The organism is uncultured Ellagibacter sp., from assembly GCF_934643285.1.
Lineage (GTDB): Bacteria > Actinomycetota > Coriobacteriia > Coriobacteriales > Eggerthellaceae > Ellagibacter.
The window spans coordinates 24954-36430 of sequence record NZ_CAKUBT010000003.1 but is presented as its reverse complement, the minus strand read 5'-3'; the positions used below and the strand labels follow the sequence as shown (position 1 = coordinate 36430).

The following is an 11477-nucleotide window of genomic DNA, read 5'->3' as shown; positions in this document are numbered from 1 at the left end:
AGCCGTTTTTTCGCGTTCAATCATAGCAGCAAGTGGCAAGTTTTGCATGGCTAACACAGCGAACAAATGATGGATTTTCGAGGGAAGGCGCACGGGAGCCTGGCACCGCTGAGGCGATGATCTTCTGGCAGAGACCCAACGAACCGCGCGCAAGTAGCCGCAAGCAGCTTCAAGCGGCTCGCAGAGAGTCCGCATGAAGTTCACAACCGCGCGCAAGGAGTCACAGAGCCGCTTGAGAGGGTAAGACCTGCGCTATTCCGCTGCCAGCATGCGGCAGGCCCATTGGGCGGCGACCATGCTGCCCTTTGCGAGCACGCTCTCGTCGATGGTGAAATGGCAGCTGTGCTGCGGATGCAAAGCCCCCACCTCGGGGTTTCGCGTGCCGACGAAGCAGAACACGCCGGGCACGATGTTCAGGTACTCGCTGAAGTCCTCGCCAGAAAGCGTGCCGCGATAATCCGACACCGCGGACTCCCCCAACATATCGACGACCGCACGCCGCGCAACCTCCGCGCATACGGGGTCGTTCGAAAGGCCCGCGTTGCCCTCCTCGAACGTGAACTTCACCTTGGCCCCGAAAGCGTGCCCGATCTTGCTTACGATGCGCTCAAGACGATCGGGGACCTCGCGGCGCAGCTTTGCGGTCCAGGTGCGCACCGTTCCCGAAAGATAGGCGTGACCAGCCATGATGTTGCGCGCCTCACCACCGTGGAACTCGCCTACGGTGACCACGACCGGATCGAACGGCGACACATCGCGGCTGACGAGCACCTGCAGCCCGTTCACCATCTCCGCCCCCACGACGACGGCGTCGACACCCTTGTGCGGCATGGAACCGTGCGCGGAGACACCCTCGATGTCGATGTGGAACCAGTCGGTGTTGGCCATGCGCTGCCCCGGCGCGCACGACACCGTGCCCGCGTCGACCTCGCTCCAGATGTGTGCGCCGTAGATGGCGTCGACACCGTCGAGCGCGCCGGCGTCGATCATGGAGAGCGCGCCTATCGAGATTTCCTCAGCAGGCTGGAACAAGATACGAACCTCGCCTTTGAGCTGCGATTTCGTCTCGAGAAGAATGCGGATCGCACCGAGCATCATGGCCATGTGCGCATCGTGGCCGCACGCATGCATGACGCCCTCGTTCTTGGAAGCGAACGGCACGCCCGTGTCCTCGGTCACAGGAAGCGCATCGATGTCGGCGCGCAGGGCCACGCGGCGCGCAGGGACGCCGGCAGCATCGTAGGCCCCGGGGGCCTCCCCGCGAATCGTCGCAATGATACCGTTGTTATCGAGGCGGCGATATTCCACCCCCAGATGATCGAGCTCGCCGCAGAGCATCTCCTGCGTATGCGATTCCTGCCCCGAAACCTCAGGATGCTGATGAAAAAGCCGGCGCCACTCGATGATGGCGCCCTCGGCGGACGCGGCAACATCGCGAACGAGCGCGGCGGTGCGAATTCCTGCAGGTTCGGATTGGGCGAAGGCAAGCGCTTCGGCATCGGCGCAAGGATGCATGGGAATTCCTCCGTAAAGATAAGGTTAAATCGACCATGATAGTATTGGAAGAACGTGCGAAAGACCGGCGCAAAGTGGCAAATTCGCGCGAAACCAGAATTAAAGCGGACAAACGGTGAGAAAACGAGCTGTCAGGACGCAGAAGAACCAGAGACGCCCTTCTATCGGGTGTGCTCCTCAAGCCTTCCCTTCCCGATTTAGTTATCTCCGCGGCTCTCCGTGCGTTTGCCCATGAGTAGGTTCAACAACGAACCCGCAACGACGAAGGCGACGCCTGCCCAAAAAAGCCCAGGCAGCGCGAGCCCCAAGATGATCGAGCTTGCCACCACCGAGAGAAAGGGCGCCGCGTACGATGCTAGCGCCATGCGCGACACGTTGCCGAACAGCAGTCCGTGGTTCCAGCACGCGTACCCTGCGGCGATCGAGCCCATCGCGGCAAGAAGCGCCAGGATCGACCCGATAGACGGCATGCTTTGGGGAACAGGCGCGCCCGAGGTGGCGAACATCACCCAGAACACCGCCGCGACGCCGATCATGAAATAGGGCGTGGCATCCTTGCCGTTCGTGATGCGCGGCGTGACGACGGAATAGGACGCCCAGGCAAGTGCCGCCGCGAGCGTCAGGGCGAACGGAAGCGGATTCGAGGAGATATCCGCCGCAACGACGCCCGCGTCAAGGCCGGCATCTCCCCCGATAGCGAGCATTACGCCCACCGTCGCAACCGCAGCACCCGGCAGAGCACGGGCGAATCCGCGCGCGCCGCGCATCGCCGTGGAGTTCAAAAGAACGGTAAGTGAGGGCCAAAGATAGTTCACCATGCTGAGCTCGACTGTTTGCGTGGACGAGGCGGCAAGGCCGATCGAAGCGCTGATGGCAGCCTCATAGAACACGAAAAGTCCGCCGCTGACCAGGAAATACTTCAAAGGGTAAGCACTCGGTCTCGACGGGCGCAAGACGATGAACAGCGAGATGGCGCCAAGCGTGTAAATGAGCGCACCGCCGAGCAAGACGCCGAAACCTTGCGAGGTCAGGCGCACAAACCCGAACATCATGCTCCAGAACACGAGCGCGAGAAAACCCACCATCGTGGCACGATCGCTTTTGCCCATACGCCTCACGCGGCCGCTTCCCTTCCCCATCGAATCACCAAACCGCCCTATAGTACAGGAGCGCAGGCGCAATGGGGCGCGGCAATCGCCAAAGGAGGGAAATAGCGATGGGAAAGCGCCCTACTAGCGCTCGGTTTTCACGACAAACCCGAAGTAGACGGTATGCCCCACCCACACGGCGGTTACGATTGCACGACCAACGGGAACGTTGCTCATCATGGCAAAACTCACAGCCAAAAGCGCGGTGACGGGCACGAGGATGGTGAGCTTCGCCCGCAGCGTCATGGAGCGCTTGGTCATATAACCCTCAAACACCATCTTGTAGACCTTCGTGCCTTGAAACCAGCGATTCAAACGATCGGAGCTGCGTGCGAAACAGAAGGCGGCCACCAGGATGAACGGCGTTGTAGGAAGAATCGGCAGCACTACGCCGACCATTCCCAGCGCTAAGAAGAGAAAGCCGCCTGCCGCCCAAAGTCCATATCGAAGGCGAGAACCACCTCGTTTTACCTGCTCAATTGGGATGCTCTTCTCAATTTGGGCAGTCTGCTCGTTCACGCGTCGTACCTGCTTACCGTTCAATATGACTGACAAATCACAAGAAGTTTACCATGGCTTCTTTCTTGAATCAACCAGAGGTAACTTTTAGGCTCCTGTTGCCTCTCTACGAGAGGAGAAGCCGCTCGCTTGCGGCGGCGATGGCTAAGGCCAGCGAGCGCTCATCGTCGCCGCGCGCGGCAGCGAGCAGCGACATCGTGCGCCCGAGGCGCGGGGCGACCTCTTGGGGAATCGCCATAGGGGTTGGCTTGCTCGGGAAGTCAGTCTCAATGAGCAGGCGCCCTTTAGGAATAGCGCGCGCATAGGCGCGGCCGCGTTTCGTTTTGAGCATGCGCTCGTTCACGGAGAAGAGGCATCCCGACTCGATTGCGCGGGTCAGCTCCTCTTGCGAGCCCGAGAACCAGTGGAAAATGCAGGTACAGGCATCGAGGCATCCCGTACGATCGAGCACATCGAGCGTGCACATCGCCGCCCCCGAGGAGTGGATCGACATGATGCGCCGCGGGAATTCCGCTGACGGGCGAGGGGCGAGCTGGCCTGCGGCCTTCCCTTCCCCAAGCGGGCGCGCCGAGGCAACGCAGACGCGCTCGAACGCCTCGATTTGCACATCGCGCGTATCGACACGGCGCGGCTGAAAGTCGAGCCCCACTTCCGAGATCAGAGGCGCGGCGGGAGCCAGGCGCTCGAACAGCGCGACTTCCCCTTCCCCGCAGGTGCCATCGGCGACCCACCACGGATGAAGCCCCAAGCCAACCCGCACGCGCGGGGCGAAGCGGGCAAGCTCCGCGCGGACGCGCTCGAAATCCCGCGGATCGCAGGTTCCCGATAGCGCACCGCCGCATGCGGCATACGCTGCGGCAATTTCCACCGCATTGCCCGCAAAGTCCAGGTGGCAGTGCGTGTCGATGAACGGGGTCCTCTCCATCACAGCAATCGCCCGCCGTTTTCCAAGCCCATAAGCGAGCAGATCACATAGCCCGCAATCATCTGCCCCATGATGGGCGGCATCCATGAGGTGGTGCCAAGCGGAAGCTTCCGGCGACGCTCACCTGGCACTTGCTCGGGCTCGGGCAGGCGCGGGGTGCCCAAAAGCTCGCGCGCCGAAGGCTCGTCGGAATACAGGATGGTCCAGCGCTTGATGCCGAGCTTGCGTGCCTCTTTGCGCAAGATGCGGCAAAGTCCGCAATCGTGCGTGTCGTAGATGTTCGCAAACGAAAGGCGCTCGGGGAAGAGGCGATCTGCTGCGCCCGCTGAGCACACGAGAGGAAGGCCTCGATCCTCGCACAGCTTCGCGAGGGCGATTTTCGCCGAGACCGTGTCGATTGCGTCGATCACGAAGTCGACATCACCGTACGCGTCAAGGAAGGCAGGCAGGTTCTCGGTCAGGACGAACTCGTCGACCGTTTCCACCTGAGCTTCGGGGTTGATCGCGCGCACCATCTCGCGCGCGACGTCCGTCTTGCGTCGACCGATGGTGCTCTCCCAAGCAACCGCCTGACGGTTCACGTTCGAGGGCTGCACAACGTCGCAATCGACCAGCACAAACGATCCGATACCGCCGCGCGCGAGGGGCTCAAGGCAGTTCGAGCCGACACCGCCCAAACCGAAGAGGAGCACTTTCTTGCCAGCAAGAAGCTCGACGCCGTCCTGGCCGAACACGATGGAGAGCCTTCCCCATCGATCCTCGAGAGGGGATGTTCGCGCAACGAGCGGGCGCCCATCAGGTGTGGGGGTTGTGTTCGGTTCGGCGTTTTCAGCCATGAGTGCGTTCCTTCCGGTGGACTTTGGCGAATTAGGGGGGCGGGGGCGTGGCTTGCCCTCGAAATCGCACCATGGATAGGTGCTCGCGACGTCTTGTGGAGCAGTAGGGCAAGTTTGTGGTCAACTGAGCGAGTTGTGCGCGCCCGCTTGCTTCTTTCAAATGGTCGAGAGTCGAGAGTTGTCGCAGTTACACCCCAGATTTGTGTAATGTGGGGTGTAACTACAGAGTGAATGTCACTTTAGCGAGCCTACAGCAGCGCACAACTCTTTCTTTTGACCACGAAGGAGACGTCTTGCTACTCGACGACCTTCGCTTCGTATCCCGCATCGACGATAGCGTCGACAAGCACCTGGTCGGCCACGTCGGCAGAGAGCTTCGCCGTCGCACTGTTGGAGTCAAGGTCGACCACGGCCTCTTCCACACCCTCGACGCCCTCAAGCGCCTTCTTCACGTGGGCGACGCAATGCTGGCACATCATTCCTTCGACGGACAGCTTCTTTTCCATGGTGATCTCCTTCGGTTTCACGGTTTGTACTTCTTCACTATGACCAGCGGAAACAGGCGAACTATCGCTGTCTTCCGCAGAGGGCCCGTCCATCGTGGGCACACCCGCCTCTCTTGCGAGTGTAGCCTCGGGCGCGGCATCGGGTGCAGCCTCGGGTTCCAGCGCCGATGCTGCCCCGCCGAACACCACAGGCTTCCATCCGCGCAGGCGAAGCGCGTTCGACACCACGCATACCGAGCTGCACGACATTGCCGCCGCGGCGATCATGGGGTTTAACGTTACGCCCGCGAACGAGAGCGCGCCCGCCGCCACGGGGATGCAAATCACATTGTAAATGAGCGCCCAGAACAGGTTCTGCTTGATATTGCGCATGGTCGCGCGCGAAAGCGAGATCGCCGCAGGCACATCTGCCAGGTCGCTTTTCATGAGCACGATGTCGGCGCTATCGATAGCGATATCGGTGCCCGCGCCGATCGCGATGCCGACATCGGCGCGCGCGAGGGCGGGGGCATCGTTCACACCGTCGCCCACCATGGCAACCGCCCCCTGTTTCTGCAGGTCGCGTATAACTTCTTCCTTGCCCTGAGGCAGCACGCCAGCGATGACGTCGTCGGCACCGACACGCTTCTGGATAGCATGCGCCGTGCGCTCGTTGTCACCGGTAAGCATGACGGTGCGGATGCCCATGCGGCAAAGCTCGGCGAGCGCCGCAGCGCTTCGGGGCTTGGGCTCGTCGGCCAGCGCGATAAGGCCTGCGAGCGCACCGTCGACTGCAAAGAAAAGCACCGTCTTGCCCTCATCGGCAAGACGCTGCGCCTCTCCTTCCGCCTCTGCAATGTCGATACAACCCTCCCCCATGAGCCGCGCGTTGCCGGCGAGGCATGCACGCCCCGCAACCTGGCCGCGAAGTCCGCCGCCAGGGACTTGCTCGAAGGCCTCGACCTCCTCGGCTGTGACGCCGCGCGCCTCAGCGTATGCCACGATAGCCTGGGCCAACGGGTGCTCCGAGCGCTTCTCGAGGGAGTACGCAAGGGAAAGGAAAGTGGCTGCCGCATCATTGCAATTCAGCTCGTCGATGGCTCCGGCTGCGCCCACAAAGCGAGTTCCGCACGAGCCGAACAGTCCAGTGGACTGTTCGTGCGAGCCAGGACTGCTGAGCGACTGAGCGCCGCCGGAGCCATCTGCCATGCTCGGGGCTCCACCGACACGACCTGCGGCGTCATAGGCAAGCGCCGAGGCTCCTTCAGCCACCAGCACCTCGCACACCTCGGGCGCGCCCTTCGTGATGGTCCCCGTCTTGTCGAGCACGACCGTCTTCACATCGTGCGCGGTCTGCAGCGCCTCGGCCGACTTCACGAGAATGCCGCTCGCAGCACCGCGGCCCGTCCCCACCATGATGGCGGTCGGGGTGGCAAGGCCCAAGGCGCACGGGCACGAGATGACGAGCACGCTGATCGCGTGGGAAAGCGCGGTCGCCACGCCCGCACCGACGAACATCCAGATGACGAAGGTGAGAAGCGCGATCGCGATGACCACGGGCACGAACACTCCCGAGATTTTGTCGGCGAGCTTTTCGATAGGGGCCTTAGAGCTTGTTGCCTCATCGACCATGCGCACGATCCCTGCGAGCACGGTGTCGGCGCCCACGCGCTCGGCGCGCATGGCAAACCATCCCGTGCGGTTCACCGTCGCACCCGTAACCGCAGCTCCCACGCCCTTTTCCACCGGCACGCTCTCGCCCGTGATGACGGACCCATCGACCGTGCCCGCGCCTTCGATCACCGCTCCGTCGACAGGCACGCTCGCGCCGGCGCGAACGATGAGGATATCCCCCGGGCGCACCTGCTCGGCGGGAACCTCTTCCTCGACGCCATCGGCGTTGCGGCGAATCGCCGTTTTCGGAGAGAGATCCATAAGCTGCGCGATCGCGTCGGTGGTCTTCCCCTTCGCGCGCGCCTCGAAGTACTTGCCCAGCGTGATCAGCGTGAGGATCATCGCCGCCGACTCGAAGTACAAATCCATCGCCGCCATGTGCGCGAAATCGATGTCGCCGTGGCCCATCCCCCAACCGATGCGGTAAATCGCGACGATGCCGTAGACCGTCGACGCCGTCGAGCCGAGCGCGATGAGCGAGTCCATATTCGGCGAGCCGTGGAAGAGCGTCTTGAAGCCCACGCGGAAGAACTTGAAGTTCACGAAGATCACGGGCAGCAAGAGCAGGAACTGGGTAAACGCGAACGTGAGCATATTCTCATGGCTCAGGAAGAACTCGGGCAGGGGCCATCCGAACATGTGCCCCATGGACAAATAAAACAAGGGGATGGTGAACACGAACGACACGATGAGCCGCATGCGCACATGCGCCGCCTCCTTTGCGGCGGCGTTTTCCCTCGCGGCGGACGGGGAGGCAGGACTGCTCGGGGCACCTGCGGCTGCGGCGGCCTCGGTTCGGGGCACGGCTCCGTAGCCCGCCTTCTCGACCGCCGCGCTGATCGCGGCGAGCGTGACAGGATTGCCGTCGTATTCCACCTCCATCGAGTTCTTCAGCAGGTTCACCACAGCGTGCTCAACGCCAGCGACGCCCGAGGTCGTCTTCTCGACGCGGGCGGAGCAGGCGGCACACGTCATGCCCGAAACGTCGAAGGTTTGCTTTTGCGTCATCTTCTACCTCGCAAACTTCTTGATGAGCTGCATCGCCTCGTCGATGATGGCGGTGTTGCCCGCCTTGATTTGCTCGACGACGCAGGTCTCCAGGTGGTTTTGCAGAAGGATGGCGGAAATGGAATGCACGGCGGACTCCGCGGCGGCGAGCTGCGTTAGGACGTCCCCGCAGTAGCGGTTGTCGTCAATCATGGCTTTCACGCCGTTGAGCTGGCCGATTGCCCGGTTGAGGCGCTTCTGCAGGTCACGCTGGAACTCCTCGGAGCGCGGCGTTGCCTTATGGTGGCAGCAGCAGTTTTGCGCACGCGCGCCCTTGCTTTCGCAGGAGGCGGGCTCGGCGGCCGAAACCTTATTCGCATCGTCTCCTGAGTGCTTGCCGTTTGCCTTGGCCATCGCAACCTCGCTTTCCTTTCACATACCCCCAGGAGGTATCTTTCGATCGGCATTATATACCCTGTGGGGGTATATGCAAGGGAAAAACGCACAAAGTGGCAAATCAGGCAAGGAACCAGGCGAGAACCGCGCAACGACGAGTCGCACCAAACTACCGGACGACGAGGTCAGCTCGCCAGCACTTCCGCAAGGCAGCCCGTGCCAGATTCGGCGAAGCGCCCGGGAAGCGCTATCGCAACCACGTCAGACTCACCTCGCGCTGACATCAGTACATGCCGAAAGCATTCCAGAGCATGACGTTCATAATCACCATGAGCACAAGCGTCGCGAACATGAAGTACAGCGAGATGCGATACACCGACACGGTTTCGGCGCCCGCGCCCGCCGCCGCAACAGCCCCGCGCGAGCCCACGGCAGAGAATTGCGTCGTCCAGTCTTTTGTGAGGCGCTTTTCGCTCTTAACCTGCAGAAGCGCAAGGAACACAATCGCGCCTGCCAGTGCGAAGAACAACCCGAAATCGCACACGTAGCGCATGAGGATGCCCGCGCCCTGCAAATCGAAGATGCACAGCGCGAAGGCCACGCACACCAGCGCCACGAACAACGGCAAAAGTCGCTGCTCCTTAAGCTGTGCGCGCACACGCCCAATGACGATGCCCAGAACAGCCAGCGCCATCGGATACAGGAAGAAGTAGCCGCCGAACATGGGCTCGTAGATGGTGATGCCCTGGTACGCAGGGTCGAGGTAGGCCTGCCGCAGGAACGGGAACTGGCTACCGAACACGGGCGGCTGGAAGAGGTATGCGTAGAGCCCGAACGGAATGCGGTCGAGATGGAACCCTCGGTGGGTCATGTCGTTCGTGGTGAGGTTGTAGTTCGCGCCGAAGTCGAACGGCGAGCCGAATCGCGCGGCGTTGTAAGCCAGCACCGCAACGGCGACCAGCACAAACGGCACCATCGCCACCTTGAAGGCGCCCATGACGTCCCGCCTGGCCCCGCGATCGCCCTTCGAGTCGCGCAAAAACGGCCAGAAAAGGACGAGCCCGAACACTGCGGAAAGCACCATCTGCGGGCGGGAGGCCATGGTGAGCGCGATAAGCAGCGCACCGAGCACGATCTTCCCCCGCTCGATATAGCCGCGCGAGGTGCCCGAAACCCACAGCCCCAGGCCCCACGAAACGAGCGCAAGCGACATCGCCTCGGGCATGAAGTACATCGACGGCGTGCGCGCGAGGATAATGCCGCCGCCCGCGACGAACAGCATCACGTCGAGCACCACGAGCACCCCGATTGACGTGCGCGGGAACCAGCGGCGGCACACCGCCGAAAGCAGGTACATAAGCCCTGCCGCGTAGACGCAATCGCAGATGGCAATGCCAAGCCACGTCGGAAAGCCCGTGTGCGTCACGAGCAGCCAAGGCACGTAGAACACAAGGCACGGCAGGATGCCGAAGTAAACGTAATACTTCCCGTGGAAGTACGCATGGTCCCAAAGATAGGGCACGCCCTGCGCCGCACGCGCCTGCGTATCGTAGGGGTTCGCCATCGCCTGCAGCGCATCGGAAGGCACGTCGTTCAGGTACAGATGCCCTTGCGTGAGCGCGACGGCGAGCTTTTGGTACTGGAACTGATTCTCGTAGGACGGCGTTTGCGTCAAGGACACATAGTGCGAGTTTGACAGCACGAGCGCAAGCACGACCACGCACTGCACGGCGACGAGTGCGACGAGAAGAATGCGGTGGCTTGCTAGGCGCGAGTCGCGAACGCGGCTGTAGAGGCCCGACGCGGGGCGCAGAGCGAAGAGAACGAGCAGGATGGCCAGCACCGAGCCCGCGCGCAGCGGGTCGAAGTCGAACGGAACCTTCTGATTGAGCGAGATGCCCGACACCTGAACTGCACCGATGTCCGCGAGGTTCGTCATGTTCACCTTGATGGAATGGCACTTGCCGGCGGGGTCGAGCGAGATGTAGGTAGTCGCGGGGTCGGCGGGGTCGACCGACACAGCCGGGTTCGCGTAGTAGTTCGCGTTGCCCTCGTCGGCGAGCGAGATGACGACTTGAATCTTGCTGTCGGTCGCCTTCGCGGCGCCTGCGGCATCGGAGAGCACCGGCGTGAAGTGGATGGAGCGCACCGTGGAGTTGAGCCCCGTGATCTCAAACGAGTTCGACGAGGAATCGAGCGTGATCGTGCCCACTTGCGAGGGCTGAGCCCCGTTGACGAGGTAGCTCCCCGCGTCGGGATAGGTCATCGAGTAGAAGAACTGGAAGTTGTAGCCGAACACCTCGAGCGCGATCGCCAGCAGCACGCAGACGAGAACGCCTACGACGTTGTGCGCCTTGCTGTGCGCACGGGCGAACACCGGCTGGGGCTCAGGGGTTTGCAGGGGCGGCTGCGGGGACGCGGGCCGCGACGAGCGCGAAGACGCGCCCTTCTGCATGGGGGCAGCCGCTCGACCTGCCGCTTTGCGGCCGCCGGCAACGCGCGCCTGCGATACCGTCCGACCTGCGCCGCGCGGAGCGTGCTTTCCCGAGCCGCCGGAAGACGGCGAGCCACCCTTGCCTGCAGGACCTGCGGCCCGCGAACCAGCCGCGTGCGAACCCGCGACCCGCGATCCCGCATTGCCCGCGGCAGCGGAGCGCGAGCGCGCACCCGCAGACGACGCGCGCTTTTGTCCACCCGCACCACCCCGAGCGTGACTCGCCTTCCGATATTTTTGATTTTCTCGCGCGAACTGCTCGAACTCAGGCGTGGAATGGCCCGGCTCGAACGGATCGTATCCCTGATCGTTGTTAGCCATGCCCCAAGTATAAGCGCGATGCCGCGCAGTGCGCTCACTTCCACCGCGCCCCCACATCAAGCTTGATTCTCCTGATGCCATGCGCTCATTTTCGAAGTGACGGCAAAGGCGCACCTGCCGCACCATGATGCATCTGTCGCACCTTTGAGGGAAAGATCGGCGGCACGTGGTTCGGCG

At 62.6% G+C, this 11477-nt stretch carries 8 protein-coding genes; all 8 read right to left on the bottom strand.

From position 1 onward, the window contains the following. Positions 1-252 precede the first annotated feature (252 nt). Positions 253-1515 (bottom strand): amidohydrolase, encoded by a 1263-nt coding sequence (locus Q0I65_RS02905; RefSeq protein ID WP_296059634.1) that lies wholly within the window; start codon positions 1513-1515, stop codon positions 253-255. Between the two features lie 197 nt (positions 1516-1712). Then, entirely contained in the window at positions 1713-2654 is a 942-nt protein-coding gene (gene yddG / locus Q0I65_RS02900; protein WP_296059632.1) for an aromatic amino acid DMT transporter YddG, read from the bottom strand. Positions 2655-2747: 93 nt separating this feature from the next. Then, positions 2748-3182, bottom strand: coding sequence for a YbaN family protein (locus tag Q0I65_RS02895; protein WP_296059630.1), 435 nt, complete (start codon positions 3180-3182; stop codon positions 2748-2750). A gap of 106 nt (positions 3183-3288) precedes the next feature. Further along, positions 3289-4107 carry a TatD family hydrolase gene (locus tag Q0I65_RS02890; protein WP_296059861.1) on the bottom strand — a complete coding sequence of 273 codons (819 nt, stop codon included), beginning with the start codon at positions 4105-4107 and terminating at the stop codon, positions 3289-3291. Further along, positions 4107-4943, bottom strand: a complete 837-nt coding sequence (locus tag Q0I65_RS02885) for a tRNA threonylcarbamoyladenosine dehydratase (protein WP_296059629.1) — start codon at positions 4941-4943, stop codon at positions 4107-4109. The genes Q0I65_RS02890 and Q0I65_RS02885 overlap by 1 nt, the downstream gene beginning before the upstream one ends. Before the next feature lie 296 nt (positions 4944-5239). Next, a complete protein-coding gene (locus Q0I65_RS02880) occupies positions 5240-8110 on the bottom strand; it encodes an HAD-IC family P-type ATPase (protein ID WP_296059628.1) in 2871 nt (956 codons plus the stop codon). 3 nt (positions 8111-8113) lie between these two features. Next, positions 8114-8503 carry a metal-sensing transcriptional repressor gene (locus Q0I65_RS02875; RefSeq protein WP_296059626.1) on the bottom strand — a complete coding sequence of 130 codons (390 nt, stop codon included), beginning with the start codon at positions 8501-8503 and terminating at the stop codon, positions 8114-8116. A gap of 265 nt (positions 8504-8768) precedes the next feature. Beyond that, the gene (locus tag Q0I65_RS02870) at positions 8769-11300 is read right to left on the bottom strand and encodes a hypothetical protein (RefSeq protein ID WP_296059624.1); all 2532 of its coding nucleotides are present in this window, start codon (positions 11298-11300) and stop codon (positions 8769-8771) included. Between the last annotated feature and the right edge of the window lie 177 nt (positions 11301-11477).

What these genes read in the sequence shown, in the direction of transcription:
- Q0I65_RS02905 (WP_296059634.1), bottom strand. Translation starts at nt 1,515, where the DNA reads ATGCATCCTTGCGCCGATGCCGAAGCGCTTGCCTTCGCCCAATCCGAA.
- yddG (WP_296059632.1), bottom strand. Translation starts at nt 2,654, where the DNA reads ATGGGGAAGGGAAGCGGCCGCGTGAGGCGTATGGGCAAAAGCGATCGT.
- Q0I65_RS02890 (WP_296059861.1), bottom strand. Translation starts at nt 4,107, where the DNA reads ATGGAGAGGACCCCGTTCATCGACACGCACTGCCACCTGGACTTTGCG.
- Q0I65_RS02885 (WP_296059629.1), bottom strand. Translation starts at nt 4,943, where the DNA reads ATGGCTGAAAACGCCGAACCGAACACAACCCCCACACCTGATGGGCGC.
- Q0I65_RS02880 (WP_296059628.1), bottom strand. Translation starts at nt 8,110, where the DNA reads ATGACGCAAAAGCAAACCTTCGACGTTTCGGGCATGACGTGTGCCGCC.
- Q0I65_RS02875 (WP_296059626.1), bottom strand. Translation starts at nt 8,503, where the DNA reads ATGGCCAAGGCAAACGGCAAGCACTCAGGAGACGATGCGAATAAGGTT.
- Q0I65_RS02870 (WP_296059624.1), bottom strand. Translation starts at nt 11,300, where the DNA reads ATGGCTAACAACGATCAGGGATACGATCCGTTCGAGCCGGGCCATTCC.